Genomic DNA, 17,217 nt, shown 5'->3' with positions numbered 1-17,217 from the left:
CGGCGGCACCGCCTGTGCCGACGCAGGGAGTTGAGCAGACGGTGTGTCTCCTGGGCACCATCCGCGGTGAGGGCCGTCGCCGCGGATGGCTGTCATGGCGCCGGACGGCACGCAAGCGTCCGGCGCCGGTGACGTCACGTCCTGGTGCAGGCGGTCCCGTTCAGGCTGAACCCGCCCGGCGCGGCGAAGGTGCCGCTGTAGGTGCCCTGGAACCCGAATGTCCGGCTGCCGCCGGGGGCGATGCTCGCGTTGTGCGCCAGGCCGCTCGCCGTGACGGATCCGGAGGACGGGGAGACGGAGGCGTTCCAGGCGCTGGTGATCTGCTGGCCGGAGGGCAGGGCGAAGGCGAGGCGCCAGCCGTCGACGGGGGCCGAACCGGTGTTGGTGACGGTGACGTCCGCGGTGAAGCCCCCCTGCCACACGTTCGTGGCGTACGACACCCCGCAGGTCGTGGCGCCGCCCGGGCCGCCCGGTCCACCCCCCGTGTCGACGGTCGACGAGAACGAGTTCACGGTCAGCCCGGTGCCGTTCTGCCAGGGTTCGAAGCCGGCCTGAACGCTGGTCAGGTACCAGTCGCTCTGCGCCAGTCCGCGGGCCACGGCCTGCCGGACGAAGTCCATCACGTCGAAGCTCCAGCCGCCGATCGCCGACGGGGCGACGAAGGACAGCACGTCGTTGGAGCCGTTGCTGCCCGACCACACCTGCCAGGTGCGTCCGCCGACGGTGGCCGTGCCGACCTGGGAGCCGATGGGCTGGATCGGGCCCACCTTGTTGAACCAGATCATGATCTCGGTCCGGTTCACGCCGTCGGTGCGGGGCGTCGGGTCCAGCCAGATGTCGTACGAGGCGTTGTACACGGCGTCGCCGACGTAGCCGTACGAGATGCTGCTCGGCGCGCTGGAGATGCCGGAGAGCTGCGCGGGGAGGTTGGTCCCCGGCGAGCAGTTGGTGTAGTGGCAGCCGTTGAAGAGGGACGGGTACGACTTCGGAGCCCCGTTGGTGGGCACCGAGCCGTCGGCCCGGCTGAGCCGGAAGCCGGTGTCGGTGGCGGTGACGCACTGAGGGTCGTTGGTGCCCCAGCGGTTGTTCTGGACGACGTATCGGCCCTGGATGACGGTCGAGCCGTACTGTTCGCAGACCGTGGTGTCGGCCTGGGCCGGGGGTGTGGCGACGAAGAGCGCACCGACGGTGGCGAGCGCGGTGATGAGCGCGCCCCATGTGCCGCGCACGGTGCGGGGAAGGTGCGGTAACGGTCGCATGGTGAACCCTCTTTCGAAGATTGGGAGCGCTCCCATGAGCTGTTTCCGGCGGACTGTAGGGCGCTTGCATGCCCATGACAACCCTCTTCGTCGGAGCTGTGTCCGACGCGCTGTGCCGCTTCCTCCGCCGGCTGCGAGAATGGCAGCGGCAGCAGGCGAGGGGATGGGGAAAGGCGACTGTGCCGGACAACCGAACGGGAAGACCTTCGACGGAGGACCACTCAGAGCGCGGCGGGGGACCCGCGTCGGTGACGATCGCCTATATCGCCGAGTCCGCGGGCGTCTCCGTGCCCACCGTGTCGAAGGTGCTCAACGGCCGGTCGGGGGTGTCGGACGAGACCCGCGCCCGCGTCGAGGAACTGATCCATCAGCACGGTTACCGCAAGCCCCCGAAGAGCCGCAGCAACCTGGTGGAACTCGTGTTCCGCGAGCTGGAGAGCATGTGGGCCGTGGAGATCATCCGCGGTGTCGAGCGCGTGGCCCGCAGAAACCGGATCGGTGTGCTGGTGTCGGAGTTCGGTCTCCATGACACGGTGGGCATGACCATGGACGACACGGTCGGCAGGCGCCCCCGATGTGTCCTGTCGGTCGCTCAGCTCTCGGAAGCCGAGCGCGACCAACTGGCGGCCAAGGGCATCCCGTTCGTCGTCTTCGACCCGATCGACGAGCTGCCCGACGACGTTCCGTTCGTGGGTGCCACGAACTGGCGGGGCGGTCAGACGGCGACCCGGCATCTGGTCGACCTGGGGCACCGGCGCATCGCCATGATCAGCGGACCTGACCACTCCTTCTGCCTCGCACGGCTGTCCGGCTACTCTTCCGCTCTCGCGGAAGCCGGACTGCCGATGGAACCCAGCCTGGTGGTGAAGACCCAGCTCACGCGCGAGCACGGATACGCCGCGGCACGAGAGCTGCTCACCCGCCCCGACCGCCCCACCGCCGTGTTCACCGCCAACGACATGCAGGCCCTCGGTGTCTACCAGGCCGCGCGCGAGCTGGGCCTGCGCATCCCGCACGATCTCAGCGTGGTGGGTTTCGACGACGTACCGGCCGTGGCCTGGATGGACCCGCCCTTGACCACGGTCCATCAGCCGCTGGCCGAGATGGCGGCGGCCGCCACCGAGCTGGCTCTGACGCTCGGCCGCGGCGAGGAAGTGCCGCAGGTGGGACTGGAGATCGCGACCACCCTCACGGTCCGGGAGAGCACGGCTCCGCCGAAGGAGGAGTGAGGGAGCCTCGGACACGTGTGCCCTGGCTGCCGGGAGCGGCAACCAGGGCGAGGGGCCGGTCGGTCAGGCGACTGTGCCGGTGACCGAGCTGCCGGACTTCGTGATGTGGTACGTGACGGTGCTGCCGCTGTAGAAGTGGAAGACCAGCGTCGCCGGTTCCCCGTCGCGGAGCGTCTTGAGGAACTCGGGGGTCAGGATGATCGTGCCGTTCGGGTAGTCGGGCGAGAAGGCCTTGTTGAACTCCTGGTACGGGGTCCAGTCGGTCGGGCCGGCATTGGTGCCGTCGGCGTACGTGGCGTGCATGGTCGCCAGGTCGTTGCCCCGGTACTGGGTGGGAACGGCGAACGACTCGTTGGTGCCGGAGGCGTTCGTCAGGACAGGGACGTCGTTGGTGACGATGTCGATGTTCCAGGGCAGCCCACTGGTGAACCGGGCCTGGAGCGTCGAGTTGACGCCGTACTCGCGGTTGCCGACCAGGCGGGTCAGCGCCGTGGCCGTGAAGGTCAGCCGGCTGCCGGAGACAGTGTAGTCCCGTCCCGCGGCCAGCTTGGTGTCGCCCTGCCACACCCCGCGGAACTTGGTGCCGTTGAGGTTCAGGGTGAGCGACTTGGCGGTGATCGCGCCGGACTTCGGCACGAAGACCTTGTCGAAGGAGGCCGTGCCCGAACGGGTGGTCCAGCTCGACTTGATCCAGTTCATCAGGGCCGGGTCACGCCATTGCAGGGTCTCGCGGTTCAGGTACGAGAACGGGTCCCACAGGGCGGTGGTGAGGCCGTACTTGCGCGCCGTGTATCCCACATGCTCGAAGTACTTCAGCGCCTCGCCCCGCTCGACGCGGGAGGGGTGGAAGTGGTTGGGCCACTCGAGCAGGCCGTACTCGCCGATGTAGAGCGGGATGCCCTTGGCGACGAAGGTGTTGTGCATGTTGGTGAAGGTGTCGTCCAGGTGCTTCTGCGCGGTGGCGTCGTAGAGGGTGCCGCCCGCGACGTTCACGCTGAACGGGTACCAGCTGTAGAAATGCACCTGCGCCACGAGCTGATCGTCGTTCAGCGAGGTGATCGTCTTGTACAGGTCGTCCATGAAGGCCGGGTCGGGGCTGCCGGCCGGCGTGGTCAAGCTCAGCAGGCGGTTCGCGTTCGCGCCGCCCGAGGCGCGGACCAGGGAGTGGAACGAGATCTGCAGCTCCCTCAGGTACTGGAACTTCTGCGCATCCGTGGCGCCGGCGAAGCTCGGCTCGTTGATGCCCTCGAAGACCAGAGTGCGCGGCGCATCACGGAAGGTCGTGGCGATCTGGGACCAGGTGGAGTTGAACCGGGCCATCACGTTGTCGTGATCGCTCGTGATCTTCTCGACCCACTGCCACGAGTCGTGGTGGACGTTGAGCACGACGTACAGTCCGCTGTCCAGCGCCCAGCCGACGAGCTGCTTGACGCGGGCCATGTAGGTGGCGTCGATGGTGTACGGCGCGGTGGCGGACTGGTGCGCGTTCCATGTCACCGGGATGCGGACGCTGCGGTAACCCTCCGCGGCGACTTTCTCGAACGTCGCCTTGGTGGTCTGCCCGTTGCCCCAGGAGTCCTCGTTGGGAATCGCGTCCAGCGTGTTGCCCAGGTTCCAGCTGGGCTGCATCGCGGCGACGGCGTCCATCGCGCGGGCCGGAACTCTGACGGTGGACCCTGTCGGCTCCGCCGCGGCGTCGGGCGCAGCGGTCGAGGTGCCGCCGGCCAGTCCCAGCATGACGGCGAGCACCAGGAGCAGAGAGGCCAGGCGGCCGGGGGCGCGGCTGCGATGGTGTGCGGGGTGCCGTATGTCCTTCATATGTCGTCCCTTTCGGTCGGTCGTGTCCTTCGGTTTCGGTCGTGCCGTTCGGTCGGTTCAGCCTTCGAGGGGCTCGTAGTCGAACCAGTCGAAGTGGACGGTGCCTGCGGTGGCGTACATGCCGATGACCCGGCCGGTGAAGCCGCCGGCGACCTCGGTCGACAGGTAGCGGCCGTCGAGGGCCGCGAACTCGGTGAACGTGCCGTCGGGTTGTTCGATGCCGAGGGAGACGACGTCGGGTCCGGTGCACGGTCCGTGCGGAGGCGGTGGGTCCGTGATGGTGAGGGCGAGGACCAACCGCCCGGCGGGTACGGAGCGTTCGGCCACGACCGTGCGCAGGGAGCCGACACGCGCGATCACCCGTACGTCCGTCCCGGACGCCTCGATCGCGTAGTGATGCCGCTCGTCCAGCCGGACGGCGAGGCCGCCGCGCCCCTGCTCCGGGTCGGCCAGGGTGCGTGCCCGGCAGGTGAGGTGCTGCTGGCGCCGGCCGGTGAACACCACGTCGGGCTCGTCCAAGGAGTCGCCCCGCGCGCGGAGCGTCAGCCATCCGGGGCGCTCCTTGGTGGTGCAGAGCTCGGCGGGGCGGTCCCGCACGGAGATCCAGCCCGGACCGAGTTCGCTCAGCTCGAAGTCGTCGCGCCGTTCCTCGGCGGGGGCGGGGGAGAGCGGCCAGGGGAGCGCGGACAGGTCCAGGGTGACCTCGCCGACGACCGGCCAGCCGTCCTCCCAGGTCACGGGAGCCAGGAAGGTCTCCCGGCCGAGCACGTGCCAGCCGGGGGTGCCGCCGCGCGGACGTACGCCGAGAAAGACCATCCACCAGGAGCCGTCGGGGCCTTGGACCAGGTCCGCGTGCCCGGTGTTCTGCACGGGATGGTCGGTGCCGCGGTGGGTGAGGATCGGGTTGGCCGGACACGGCTCGAACGGGCCCTGAGGCGTGCGGCCGCGAGCGATCGACACGCCGTGGCCGCGTTCCGTGCCGCCCTCGGCGATGAGCAGGTACCAGTAGTCGCCGATCCGGTACAGGTGCGGCGCCTCCGGAGCCTTCGCGCCGGGGCCGCCCGACCAGAGCTTGTGCGGTATGCCGTACGTCTGGCCGGTGGACGGGTCGATGCGGACCTGCGACACCCCGGCGACCGTGCACCAGCAGGTGCCGTCCTCGTCCCAGGCCAGGTCCGGATCGATACCGGGCACGCCTGGTGCCGGGATCGGATCCGACCAGGGTCCGGCCGGGTCGGTCGCCGTGACGATCAGGTTGCCGCCGCCCTCCCGGGCATTGGTGACGATCAGCCAGAAACGGCCGTCGTGATGGCGCAGGGTGGGGGCGTAGATGCCGCCCGAGGACGGCATGGAGGCCGGCAGACGCAACTGCTCCGGCCGGTCCAGTACGTTGCCGATCTGCCGCCAATGCACCAGGTCACGGCTGTGGAAGAGGGGTACGCCGGGGAAGTACTCGAAGCTGGAGCAGGCGAGGTAGTAGTCGTCGCCGACCCGGCAGACGCTGGGGTCGGGGTGGAAGCCGGGGAGCACGGGGTTGGCGGCGCGGGCAGGCCGGTTCTGAGCGGGCACCCTTGGTCGTCCTTTCGTCGGGGGAGCAGCAGGGCGGCGCTCAGCGAGCGTCCGGCTCCGTGCGAGTGATGCGCACCAGCGCCGCGGACGGCGCGGTGGGCAGGGTCACGGTGGCCTCACCGCCCGGGCGGCGCCAGACGGTGAGGTAGGTGGTGGCAGGGGCGTGCAAGGCGAGAGCGATCCAGGGGTCGTCCCAGCCCGGCAGCCCCAGGGGCCAGGACGGCACGGCCCGGGGCAGGTCGGCGCGGATGGCCTTGTACGTGGCGACCGCTTCGTGGACCAGTTCGCGGGCCTCGGGCCCCAGTTCCGGCAGGCGGCCGGAGCGCCCACCGCCGCCCGCACCCCGACCAGCCGCGCCCGTGCCCGTGGCCGTCACCTCGACCAGAGGCAGGGACCCCTGGGGGCCGCTGCTCGCCTCTCCGGGCAGTCCGAGGTGCGTCAGGCGGGCGTTGCCGTCGTCACCGAGAACGAACTCGAGTTCCAGGGCCTCGTGACCCCAGCGGAAGCTCCGCTGTTCCTTGTCCATCGTGGCCTTCCAGGTCAGTGGCCGCGCAGCACCGCGCAACCGCCGGGCGGCAGTTGGTGGGCCGTTGCGCCGGACAGCACGTCGTGGGCGGGCTCCGGGAGGGGCAAGGCGTCCGCGGTGTGGTTGATCAGGACGTGCCAGCGGCGGCCGTCGGCCGCGTGCCGGGTGACGGCTTCGACACCGGCCGGCAGGTCCGGCAGCTCCGGCTCGACGCCGGCCTCCTTCAGGAGCCGTCCGACCAGGGCGCCGTAGTCGGCGTCGTCCAGGCGGGTGGAGAGATACCAGCCCTGTCCGGTGCCGGAGCGGTGCCGGGTGAGGGCGGGGCTGCCCGTGAGCATGCCGTGGGTGTAGGAGGCGAGCGTTTCGGCGCCTTCGGTGCGCAGCGACTCGCTCCATACGGTGCCGTGCGAGCCGTCCGACAGGGCGATCCGCTGGTCCGTCCGCAGCGGCCGGTGCTCCTCGACGCGGATGCCCAGCGCCTCGCGGAGCGGCCCGGCCGGATAGCCGCCGAGGCGGGCGTGCATACGGTCGTCGACGTATCCGGTGGCGTGCTGCACAAGGAGCGTCCCGCCGCCGGCGACGTAACGGCGCAGGTTCTCGGCGCCCTTGTCGGACAGCAGGAACAGAGACGGAGCGATGACCAGCCGGTAGCGGCTCAACTCGTGCTCGGGGTGGGCGAAGTCGACCGTGACGCCCGCGTCCCACAGCGCCCGGTGCGCCTCGGCGAGCGGCGCGTGGTAGTCGAGGCGGGCGGAGGGCAGGCCGTCCACCTCGAGCGCCCACATGGCGTCAGGGTCGTCGAGTACGGCCACCTGTGCGGTGACCGTCGATCCCGCCAACTCGCCGAGCCGGGCCACCGCTTCGCCGGTCTGCGTGACCTTGCGGAAGATACGGCTGTCGGGACCCGCGTGCGGCAGCATCGCCGAGTGCCAGGTCTCGGCGCCGGCCCGGGACTGCCGCCACTGGAAGAACAGGGCGCCCTCCGAGCCGCGCGCGATGTGGCCGAGGCTGTGGCGCAGGACCTCCCCGGGCTCCTTGCCGAGCACCTGCTCGCCGTCGTAGACCGTGCTGGTGCCCTGCTCCATCAGCAGCCACGGGCGACCGCCGGCCAGGGAGCGGGAGCGGTCGGCGTAGAAGGCGACGTGGGCGGCGGAGTCCAGGCCGAGTTCGGACGGATACTGGTCGGAGGTGACGACGTCGAGCTCGCGGGCGAACGCCCACACGTTGAGCCTCAGGTAGTAGGGCAGCATCAGGTTCGTCGTCACCGGACGGTCGCTGTGCTCGCGGATCGCGTCGCGCTGCTCGCAGTAGGCCGCGATGATCTCGTCGCCCCAGAAGCGGTGGAAGTCCACCGTCTGCCCCGGGTTCTTGTGGTACTGGGTCGCGCGCGGCGGCAGCACCTGCTCCCAGGAGGTGTACCGCTGGCTCCAGAAAGCCGTGCCCCACGCCTCGTTGAGCGCGTCGAGCGAGCCGTGCCGGGCGCGCAGCCACACCCGGAAGGCCGCGGCGGCATGGTCGCACCAGCAGAGCGTGCCGTACTCGTTGTGCACGTGCCACAGCGCGAGAGCCGGGTGTTCGCCGTACCGTTCGGCCAGCGCGGAGGCGATCCGGCGGGCCGCGCTGCGGTAGGCGGGCGAGGCGAGGCAGTACGTGTCGCGGCTGCCGTGCACGAGACGACTGCCGTCGGCCTTGACCGCCAGCGCCTCGGGGTGGGCGAAGGTGAACCAGGGCGGCGGGGAGGCCGTCGGGGTGGCGAGGTCGACGGCCACGCCGTTCGCGTGCAGGCGCTCGATGTGGGCGTCGAGCCAGGCGAAGTCGTAGCGCCCCTGCTCCGGTTCGAGCAGGGCCCACGAGAAGACGCCCACCGTGGCCAGGTTGACCCTGGCCCGGCGCATGAGCTCGTCGTCCTCCTTCCAGACCGGCTCGTCCCACTGCTCGGGGTTGTAGTCCCCGCCGAAGGCGAGGCCGCCCAGGCGGTCGGTGATGCTGCGTGCCGACATGACAGTCGCGGCCCTTCCCTCGAAGCTGTCGAAGCGCTTCACTTGATGGGGAAGGTAACGGACTTGTTTCTTGCGAAACAAGAGCCTGAACACAAGGAAAGTTTCTTTGTCAGGCGGCAATTGGCTGCCAAACAGGGACAACGCTGACCGTCGATGCGCTTCGACAACTCACGTGCACACGAGGACGGCGGGATCAGCGCTGGGCGAACTGAACCTGGGTCGGTTGCACGACGTTCGGCCGCACCGCGATCCCGGCGATGGTCAGTTGCTCTCCGTAGATGTCCGTGATTCTGATCGAGCTGCCGCAGCCGCTGCCGTTTTCGGAGAGGAAGTAGTTGTATTCGGTGCGCGGCAGCTGCCGCCAGCCGTCGCCGGTCCGGACCTCCAGGCGCGCGACCGGATTCCGGTGCCCGATCGCCTGGATGCCGCACCAGTACTGGCTGGACCCGGTCTTGTACCTGATGGAGATCGTCTCGGACGTGCTGGGGCTCAGCAGCTGCCAGGTGATCGGGATCCGGCCGACCTTGAGGTCGGCGAGTTTGGCGAAGGCCTGTTGGCTGAGGTCGATCTGCCCGGGTGCGCAGGGCAGGGGGCATTCGTTGGTGATCCGTACCGTGATCGACTTGCCGTTGGCCGCGCGGACGAGCACGTACGCGCCGCACGCCCTGGACGTCTCGTAGTCCGTGGTGTTCATCGCCGCGATCATGAGGTCGGGACTCGGGCCGAACAGACAGGCGCCGTTTCCGTCGGCGGCCTCGTAGGCGGTGGCGACTCCTTGGTAGGTGGTCTTCGGCTGAATGCGTCCGGTCGACGATGCCGTGCCGGCTGCCGTTCGCGGAGGCCGAGGCGTGGCTTTCGGTGACGGCCGTGCTGCCGGGGTGGTCGCACTGCGTGTGGGGGACGGGGTCTTGGTCGCGGTCGGTTTCGCCGTCGCGGTCGGAGTGGCCGTCCCAGTCGCGGTGGCTGCCTCTTGGGTGGTGGCGATGGGCGTCGCCGCGGCAGTCCCCGCATCGGCCTTGCGGTCCTGCGGCAACGCCATGACCAGGTAGGCGAGCACGCTCACGGCGGTCACCGCCACGGTGGCGCCCAACACGAGCTTGCGCCTCTGCCTGCGCTGCCGCGCGGCCTGCCTCGCTGTCTTCATTACCCGTCCGTTCGGAAGCTCGAGCTGATGGTGCACTGCTCAGTGACCGCCGGAGCCGAAAAGGTTGCCGACGACTTCTTGAGGAACGGTGAGGCGCAGCCGGCCCGCGCATGATCACGCGCGTGAACCGTCGGGGTGGCGCGGCTCCTTCTCCGGGATGGCCGAGTCCGGCCTGTCGGCGGGGGTGGCCCCGCTGACCGGCGGAGTGAAAACGAGAGTGGCCGGCGATGGGATGGAGGTGTCAGAACCGCCGACGCGGTGCCGGGCAGACCGTACAAGAGGAGAACCTCGTGAACGCCCTTCCCGGCACTGCGCACGCGGAGATCTCGTCGTACGTTGCCGGCGGATGCAACGTCGTGGTGCTGCTGTGCTGGGGCCTCCTCGTGGGCATCGCCTTGGTCGGTACACGGTTGAAGTAGCGGATCAGAGGGCCGCGAAGGTCCACAGCAGGTTGGTGCTGCTGCCGTACGTCCACTGCTTGGTGACGGAGCCCGAGTCGACCTTGCCGCCGCCGTCGAGGACCAGACCGGTCGTGCGGTTGGCGATCGAGTAGCGGTCGCCGCCCCGGTGGGTGATCGTCCACTGCTGGTTGGTGCCGCCGTTCCAGGGGGCCTGCCTCGCCGGGGAGCCGTCGGCGGTGGCGCCCCGGCCGTCGGCGACCATGCCGTTCGTGCGGTTGACGAGCCTGTAGTAGCCGCCCGAGACCGCCTCCGCGTGCCACTGCAAGTTGGAACTGCCGTCCCAGGTCCACTGCTTGAGGTTGGACCCGGAGGCCACGTTGCCGCCGCTGTCCAGGGCGAGTCCGTTGGCGGCGTTGGTGATCCGGAAGTACGTCGCCGGGTTGAACCGGACCCTGAGCGAGGTGATCTGGTCGTTGTTGCCGGTGCCCCGCAGGTCGGGGTTGTCGGCGGTGAACGTCCAGGAGGTGCCGGTGAAGTCGTCCCCGGAGTAGCCGATGACCTGGTAGCCGGGAGCCGGCCGGAGGGAGGAGAGGGTGCGCGGGCCCAGTCCGGCGGCGGTCAGGTCGGCCGCGGTGTGGTCGCCGACGGTGAACACGCTGGCGTTGCCTGTGTAGTTGACGTCCGTGAAGGCGATGGCACCGGCGAGCGGCCGCAGGCCGGGGATCGTGCCGGAGAAGGCGAGCTTCAGGACGTAGGCGCCCGCGCTGTACGGCGCCGACGACGGCAGGGCGACCGTGAGGCCGGACGCGTTCTGGGCCGGCGTGGGCAGGTCGATATAGGTGCCGGCGGTGGTACCGAGGAGCTTGACCGAGGTCAGCGATGAGAGGTTGATCCGGTCCGAGCCGAGCGTCTTGATCGTCAGCGAACTGCCGGGCCATCCAAGGACGGTGGCGTACAGGACGGTGCCCGCCTTGTTGCGGGTGAAGCGGATGTCCTGCGGAGTACCGGCGTGCGGAGTGGTGAACGAGCCGCCGCCCATCTTCGTCGGGCCCTCGCCGTACGCCGTCCAGGCACGCGTCCCGTACACCGACTCGCCGAAGCGCTTCAGGTGGTCTCCGATGCCGAGCAGGATGTCCTTCTGCGCCTGGGGGATGGTGCCGTCGGCCTTCGGCGCGATGTTCAGCAGCATGTTGCCGTTCTTGCTGACCCGGTCGATGAACGAGTGCAGCATCTGCTGGAGGGTGTAGTAGCCGATGCCCTGGGTGTAGCACCAACTGCTGCTGGAGATGCTGTCGTCGGTCAGCCAGTACGGAGTGGTGAGGTCGGCAGGGCCGCCGCGCTCGTAGTCGAAGACCTCGCCCTTGCCGTGCATGCCGTCCTTGTACGTGGTGACGACCTCGCGGCCCCAGGCGTTGGCCTGGTTGTAGTAGTACGCCAGGAAGTTCAGGCGCTGTTGCTCGTCGACGGCGTCCAGATTGAAGTCCTGCCAGAGGATGTCGGGCTGGGCGCGGTCGATGACCTCCTTGAGCTTGTCGAACCAGAGCTGGTTCTCCGCCGCCGAACCCAGCTGCCCGTAGAGCTTCTTGAGGCTGGGGTCCGTCTGGGCGGGGACATGTTCGTAGAAGCCGGTGAAGTTGTACGCATGGTGCATGGACACCAGCAGCTTCAGGCCCTTGGCGCGGATGGCCGTGGAGAAGAGTCGCAGCAGGTCCAGTCCCGGGCCCTTCTTCACCGAGTTCCACTCGTTGACCTGGCTGTCCCACATGGAGAAGCCGTCATGGTGCTCGGCCACCGGGCCGGCGAACCTGGCGCCGGCGTCGACGAACAGCTGCGCCCACTCGTCGGGGTCGAAGTTCCCGCCGGCGGACTTCAGCTTCGGCGCGAACTTCACGGTGTTGCCCGCCAGGTTCCGGGCTCCGTTGATGAAGTTGTGGTACGGCCATGCTGACGGCTGGCCGTAGGTCGCGATGTGGTGCCGGTTGGCGTTGCTGCCCGCCTCGTGCATGTTCCGCGGGTACCACTCGTTGTCGTAGGCGGGGACGCTGAAGGCGCCCCAGTGGAAGTAGATCCCGAACTTCGCGTCCTGGAACCACTCCGGGGCCGGCGGGTGCTGGTCGACCGAGTCCCAGTCGGGCGTGTAGATGCCGGGCGTAGCTTGAGCGGCGCCGGTACCTAACACACCTCCGGCAACGGCCGCCGCGGCCACGCAGGTGGCGCCGGCCAGGAAGTTGCGTCTGTTGATCGAACTCGACATGGAGACATCCCTGATGCGGAGGGGGACAGAGGAATGCGGGGTGTCGCTCGTTACGCATGAAGGTCTGCCATGTCTCACGGGGATGTCAACGGGTGTGCAGGGATGAAAGGCGCCACAGGGTAAGGCAGTTGGGCCTGTTCATGGCGTGTTTGGTGTGATTTGAGACTTCGCAAACATGGCATGTTTGTGCCCTGACGACGCGTGCGCGAGTCACCAGTCCGTCATGGCATGCCCAAGCGCTGGCGGTAGGCCGGGAGAGGGCCGGCGTTCGCCAGGACGGCGGCGCAGGCCGGGTTGGTGGCGCAGGCCGGGCCGGGGTTGCGGGGAGGCAGCAGGGTGTTGTCGGTGAAGGTGAGGCGGTGGGGGTCGCCGCACCCCTCCTCCAGGTTCTGCGCGTCGGCCGGGGGCCAGGCCCCGGGGAACTCCCGTCGTTCGAGCCATTCGGGCACGGCGTCGTCCCAGAAGTTGCCGCGGTAGCGCACGTTCTGGACGGGGCGGTTACCCCATTCCTCGCTGCAGCCGCCGATGGAGGCGACGTAGTCGTAGACCGTGTTGCGGTCCACGGTGACCCAGTTGGTGCTGTCGTCGGTGTAGATCCCGACGTTCCAGTCGCCGTACTTGCTGTCGGTGATCGCGTTGCCGCTGATGACGGCTCCGTCGGCGAAGGAGCTGCCCTGTTCGCCGCGCAGGTAGATGCCGCCGCCGTCCTCGAGGAGTCGGTTCGTCGCGAAGACACGGTTGTCGAGGATGCGGTTGCCGTGCATGATGCCGCGCAGGTCGTCGCTGGGGCCGGACAGGATGCCGGTGTAGGGCACGTCGTTGACCTGGTTGTGCGCGATGGTGGTCTCCTGGGTCGCGGTGTCCCAGATGCCGGAGGCCGCGTGGTACTCGGCGCCGATGTGGTGGATCCAGTTGTTGGTGATCCGGTTGCCGCGGTTGGTCCCCTTCTGGTCGGGCGGGACCACCCCCATGAGGATGCCGCCGTCGGAGACGTCGCTGATGACGTTGCCGTCGACGACGTTGTACGAGCTGTTCTCGGACAACTCCAGCGCTTGGGCGCCGAGATGGGTGAAACGGTTGCCCTCGAAGGTGATCCGCTCGGCGGTGCGGAAGGCGACCGCGCCGGGCACCGTGAGCAGCCTCGCGTCTTCGCCCTTCCCGGGCCGCAGGTACATGCTCCACGCGGCGGGAAACCCGGCGGGTTCGCTGGGCGCCAGCCAGGTGGCGTACGCGAACGTCAGGCCGCGGAAGACGATGTCGTGGAGAGGGCGGCCAGGACGGCCGGTGCCGGTGACCAGGTTCTCGAGGACCGGGGCGACCACCCTGGCCCGGCGCATGTCCTCCCCGGGCCGGGGGAAGTAGAGCAGCTCGTGGTGTCCGGGCCGGGAGCGGTCGAGATACCAGCTGCCGGGCTCGGGCGCGAAGCTGGGGGAGTTCTCCACACTGTTCGGCGTTTCGAGCAACTCCGGGCCCTCGTACAGCTCCTGGGCCAGATCCCAGCACGGCTGGTCCATGGTGATGGTGGTCCGGCGGGCGCTGCCGGAGACCCCCGCGACTCCGCAGCGGCCCTCGACATAGCCGGATCGGTAGACGAACTCGATGTCGCCGGGGTTCCGCCAGGTTCGGGGGACGGCACTGGTGGTGACATAACCGGTCCTGGTTGTCTTCAGCGTGCCCGGGAAGCCCGCACCGTCGCGCGTGAGCCGCGTGGCGCGCCGGCCCTCGACGTAGAGCTGGCGGGTCTCGAGCCCGCCCACGTCCGCTCGCCAGAATCCCCTGAGCCGTCGGTCCGGCCGCCAGTCGGAGATCTGACGGCCGCCGCTGATCGTCACCCGCTCCTGTCGGGGTGTCCCGTGGCCGTACGCCTGGTAGATCACCCGGTGGCCGCCCCGGCCGGAGTCCCCCGCGGCCTCCGACAGGCGCAGCGGCGCCTTCAGGTGGTACGTCCCACCGCGCAGGTTCACCACCAGGTCCGCCGTCATCCGTGGCGCCCGGGCGCGTACGGCCTGTTGCGCGCGTGCCGGTGTGGCGAAGGGTCGGTCCAGGGTGCCGGGCCAGGAGTCCTTGCCCCAGGGAGCGACGTACAGCTGGGTGGGGGTCGCCGTCGGGGCCGGTAAGGCCGTCGCCGGAGACGGTACGGCCGCCACGGCCGCTACCGAGAGCCCGATCGCCACCGCCGCCCGCATCACGGCGCCTGCCCTTGTCCGTGTCCGGAAGATCGCCACGCTGCCTCCTCGATGTACGGAGCTCCACCCTGGGGGCAGCATCAGATGGTGCGCAGTCGTCCTGAGGTAGCGGCATCGTCGACCAAAGTCGGAATCATCGGCATCCCAGTATCATCAACGTCACTCGGGGGCTGATCAGGTCGGACGTGCTCGCGGGGCACGGTGGGGGAGGGCTGAGCGGTGTCTCTGACGGACAAAGCCATCAAGCAACTGCGTGAGCTGATCCTTACCGGTGCCCTGCCGCCGGGCTCGAAGCTGCCACCGGAGCCGGACCTGGCCGCTCAGCTGGGGCTCTCCCGCAACCTCGCCCGGGAAGCGGTCAAGGCGCTGGCCGTCGCGCGGGTCCTGGAGGTCCGGCGGGGCGACGGCACGTATGTGACCAGCCTGCAGCCGAGCCTGCTGCTGGAGGGGCTCGGCGGCGCGGTCGAACTGCTCCAGGGCGACTCGGTCGCCCTGCAGGACCTCATGGAGGTACGGCGGCTCCTCGAACCGATGGCCACGGCACTTGCCGCCACCCGCATCTCCGACGCCCAACTGGCCGAGGTGAAGCGGCACTTGGACGCCATGCGCGAGGCCCGCGACGACGTCGAACGGCTCAACGCCCACGACGCCGCCTTCCACCGCGCCGTCGTCTCGGCCACGGGCAACGAGACCCTCCTCACCCTCCTGGAAGGCATCTCCGGCCGCACCTTGCGCGCCCGCATCTGGCGCGGTCTGGTCGACGACAAGGCCGCGGGCCGCACCCTGGCCGAACACGAGGCGATCTTCAACGCGCTGTCCACCCGTGACGCCGCCCTCAGCCAGGCCGCCGCACTGCTCCACGTGAGCAACACCGAGCAGTGGCTGAGGGAACACCTGCGCTCCCGTGAACCCGTCCCCTCCACGCGGCCGGCGTCCTCAATCCTTGAGTAGCGGCAAGTCGAACCGGTTCGGCGAAGCTAGCACCGGCGCTTGCGGCCATCAATCCCTCCGACATCACTTCCTAATCACTTCCGAGCCCGCTCCATCCGGTCGCAAGAGATTTCGTCACGGCTGTTGACAGGGGTTCGGGTGCTTCCTACCTTCACTTCACGCGAACCGGTTCGACAACCGACGCTCGCTTCGTTCGTTCCACTCCACACATCCGTTCCACACCGACACGACCGGCGGTCGCCCCCTCCTCCGAGGGGTCGAACCGGTTCGAGCAAGGAGTCGCCGTGAACATCGGTGAGATCGCCCGGCGGGCCGGTGTCTCGCGGAGCACCGTGTCCTACGCGCTGAGCGGCAAGCGCCCCGTGTCGGACCAGACCCGGCGGAAGATCCAGGAGGTGATCGACGAGCTGGGCTACCGCCCCAATGCGAGCGCCCGTGCCCTCGCCAACGGCCGGACCAGCACGATCGGACTGGTCTTCCCGCCGGCCGGGAACCACTACACCGGGATGCAACTGGACTTCATCGGCAGCGTGGTGGAGGCCGCGGCGGCCTACGACTACGACGTGCTGCTGTCGCCGAGCGGCATGGACAGCGACCGCTCGTTCCAGCGGCTGCTGGGTGAGCGGCGCGTGGACGGCGCCATCCTGATGGAGATCAGACTCCAGGACGACCGGGTCGACCACTTGACCGAACTGGACTTCCCCTTCGTCGCCATCGGCCGCACCGCACATCCTGAGGGCAGCTGGTGGGTCGGCCTGGACCACACCGCACTGGCGGCGGCGTGCGTCCACCACCTCGCGGACCTCGGCCACCGCAGGGTCGCCTTCGTCAACCGACCGGAGCAACTCCTGCGGGCCGGCTACGAGTCCGCACACCGAGGACTGGACGGCTTCACCAAGGCCGCCGCCGAGCGCGGGCTGACGGTGCGCACGTACTGCTGCGGGGACGATGCGGCGTCCGGCCAGGCATGCCTGGAACAGATCCTGCACGACGACCCGGCCACCACGGCCGTGGTCACGCTGAACGAGGCAGCCCTCGGGGGCCTGTACGGAGGGCTCGCCCAGGCGGGCCGCCATGTGCCGCGCGACTTCTCCGTCACCGGGGTCGTGGCCGGCCGGTGGGCGGAGACGGTGACCCCGCAGCTCACCGCCGCGAACGTACCGGCGGAGGAGATGGGCCGCCGCGCCGTGGACCTGCTCATCGAGCGGATCGACCACCCCGACGCCCCACCCCGCCACCACCTTCTCGCCCCGCCGATCTCGCTGCGGGCCAGCACCGGCCCTGCGGGCGGCACGCCCGCCTGACCACGCTCGTACCCCCCGACTTCTTCACTTCACCGGACACCCGTTCCCTCACCGTCCCCGTCCGGCCTGCCCGCTTCCCCCCTCGTCACCCCTCCCACGGCACCCGTGTGCCAAAAACGAAGGATCCACCATGCACAGCTCCTCGAGGCGGCTCCTCGCCACCGTGGCCCTGTCGACCGTCGTAGCCGTCACCGGCACCGCCTGTTCCTCCGGCTCGGGCGGCACCGCGGACAAGGGCGCGGACAGCGGCACGTACACCGTCTGGGACCCCTACCCGCAGTTCGCCAAGGGCTCGGCGTGGGCGAAGCTGCTGGACAAGTGCGGCACCGAGGCCGGAGTGACGGTCAAGCGGACCGCCTTCGACACCAGCGACCTGGCCAACAAGACACTGCTGGCGGCGCAGCAGGGCAACTCCCCGGACGTCCTCATCGTCGACAACCCGATGGTCTCCACCCTGGCCGAGGCGGGCGTGCTCACCACTACCGAGGAGAACAAGCTGGACACCTCCAAGGCGGACGCCAACCTGCTGGGGGCCGGCCAGGCGGGTGGGAAGACGTACGGCACACCGATCGGCGC

Annotated in this window: 12 protein-coding genes and 1 pseudogene; 5 read left to right on the top strand and 8 right to left on the bottom strand. The window is 69.5% G+C overall.

Annotated features, from left to right (window positions below; genetic code table 11):
• Nucleotides 1-134 precede the first annotated feature (134 nt).
• The gene (locus tag AB0I98_RS21130) at nt 135-1,259 is read right to left on the bottom strand and encodes a cellulose binding domain-containing protein (RefSeq protein ID WP_362943925.1); all 1,125 of its coding nucleotides are present in this window, start codon (nt 1,257-1,259) and stop codon (nt 135-137) included.
• Between the two features lie 248 nt (nt 1,260-1,507).
• On the opposite strand from AB0I98_RS21130, the gene AB0I98_RS21125 reads away from it, so the two are divergent.
• The gene (locus AB0I98_RS21125) at nt 1,508-2,488 is read left to right on the top strand and encodes a LacI family DNA-binding transcriptional regulator (protein ID WP_362943924.1); all 981 of its coding nucleotides are present in this window, start codon (nt 1,508-1,510) and stop codon (nt 2,486-2,488) included.
• A gap of 63 nt (nt 2,489-2,551) precedes the next feature.
• Here AB0I98_RS21125 and AB0I98_RS21120 read toward each other — a convergent pair whose 3' ends face one another.
• The 5 genes and pseudogenes from AB0I98_RS21120 to AB0I98_RS21100 all read right to left on the bottom strand — a co-directional run bounded on the left by AB0I98_RS21120 (nt 2,552) and on the right by AB0I98_RS21100 (nt 9,545).
• A complete protein-coding gene (locus AB0I98_RS21120) occupies nt 2,552-4,306 on the bottom strand; it encodes a cellulase family glycosylhydrolase (RefSeq protein ID WP_362943922.1) in 1,755 nt (584 codons plus the stop codon).
• A gap of 57 nt (nt 4,307-4,363) precedes the next feature.
• Nucleotides 4,364-5,875: a glycoside hydrolase family 43 protein gene (locus AB0I98_RS21115; RefSeq protein ID WP_362943920.1), complete on the bottom strand. Its 1,512-nt coding sequence runs from the start codon at nt 5,873-5,875 to the stop codon at nt 4,364-4,366.
• A gap of 40 nt (nt 5,876-5,915) precedes the next feature.
• Nucleotides 5,916-6,197, bottom strand: a pseudogene (locus AB0I98_RS21110) (alpha-galactosidase); the annotation flags it as partial.
• 218 nt (nt 6,198-6,415) lie between these two features.
• Complete coding sequence (locus tag AB0I98_RS21105; protein ID WP_362943918.1) at nt 6,416-8,401, bottom strand: beta-galactosidase; 1,986 nt, start codon at nt 8,399-8,401, stop codon at nt 6,416-6,418.
• A 193-nt stretch (nt 8,402-8,594) separates the two neighbouring features.
• Nucleotides 8,595-9,545: an expansin EXLX1 family cellulose-binding protein gene (locus AB0I98_RS21100; protein ID WP_362943916.1), complete on the bottom strand. Its 951-nt coding sequence runs from the start codon at nt 9,543-9,545 to the stop codon at nt 8,595-8,597.
• Between the two features lie 290 nt (nt 9,546-9,835).
• Between AB0I98_RS21100 and AB0I98_RS21095 the strand changes: the two genes are divergently transcribed.
• Complete coding sequence (locus AB0I98_RS21095; protein WP_362943914.1) at nt 9,836-9,964, top strand: hypothetical protein; 129 nt, start codon at nt 9,836-9,838, stop codon at nt 9,962-9,964.
• Between the two features lie 4 nt (nt 9,965-9,968).
• Here the strand turns inward: AB0I98_RS21095 and AB0I98_RS21090 are convergent, their stop codons facing one another.
• Together AB0I98_RS21090 and AB0I98_RS21085 are read right to left on the bottom strand one after the other, a co-directional pair.
• Nucleotides 9,969-12,200 carry an alpha-L-fucosidase gene (locus tag AB0I98_RS21090; protein WP_362943912.1) on the bottom strand — a complete coding sequence of 744 codons (2,232 nt, stop codon included), beginning with the start codon at nt 12,198-12,200 and terminating at the stop codon, nt 9,969-9,971.
• 221 nt (nt 12,201-12,421) lie between these two features.
• Nucleotides 12,422-14,425, bottom strand: a complete 2,004-nt coding sequence (locus AB0I98_RS21085) for a right-handed parallel beta-helix repeat-containing protein (RefSeq protein WP_362943910.1) — start codon at nt 14,423-14,425, stop codon at nt 12,422-12,424.
• A gap of 180 nt (nt 14,426-14,605) precedes the next feature.
• Between AB0I98_RS21085 and AB0I98_RS21080 the strand changes: the two genes are divergently transcribed.
• The 3 genes from AB0I98_RS21080 to AB0I98_RS21070 all read left to right on the top strand — a co-directional run.
• Entirely contained in the window at nt 14,606-15,337 is a 732-nt protein-coding gene (locus AB0I98_RS21080; protein ID WP_362943908.1) for a FadR/GntR family transcriptional regulator, read from the top strand.
• 284 nt (nt 15,338-15,621) lie between these two features.
• Nucleotides 15,622-16,641, top strand: coding sequence for a LacI family DNA-binding transcriptional regulator (locus AB0I98_RS21075; protein ID WP_362943906.1), 1,020 nt, complete (start codon nt 15,622-15,624; stop codon nt 16,639-16,641).
• Between the two features lie 130 nt (nt 16,642-16,771).
• Nucleotides 16,772-17,217, top strand: a 446-nt coding sequence (locus AB0I98_RS21070; RefSeq protein ID WP_362943904.1) for an extracellular solute-binding protein, incomplete at its 3' end; no start/stop codon positions are given.

This window comes from Streptomyces sp. NPDC050211, assembly GCF_040656035.1.
GTDB lineage: Bacteria > Actinomycetota > Actinomycetes > Streptomycetales > Streptomycetaceae > Streptomyces.
The sequence above is the reverse complement of the archived record's forward strand: the minus strand, read 5'-3'. Positions and strand labels throughout refer to the sequence as shown.

What these genes read in the sequence shown, in the direction of transcription:
- AB0I98_RS21130 (WP_362943925.1), bottom strand. Translation starts at nt 1,259, where the DNA reads ATGCGACCGTTACCGCACCTTCCCCGCACCGTGCGCGGCACATGGGGC.
- AB0I98_RS21120 (WP_362943922.1), bottom strand. Translation starts at nt 4,306, where the DNA reads ATGAAGGACATACGGCACCCCGCACACCATCGCAGCCGCGCCCCCGGC.
- AB0I98_RS21105 (WP_362943918.1), bottom strand. Translation starts at nt 8,401, where the DNA reads ATGTCGGCACGCAGCATCACCGACCGCCTGGGCGGCCTCGCCTTCGGC.
- AB0I98_RS21100 (WP_362943916.1), bottom strand. Translation starts at nt 9,545, where the DNA reads ATGAAGACAGCGAGGCAGGCCGCGCGGCAGCGCAGGCAGAGGCGCAAG.
- AB0I98_RS21090 (WP_362943912.1), bottom strand. Translation starts at nt 12,200, where the DNA reads ATGTCGAGTTCGATCAACAGACGCAACTTCCTGGCCGGCGCCACCTGC.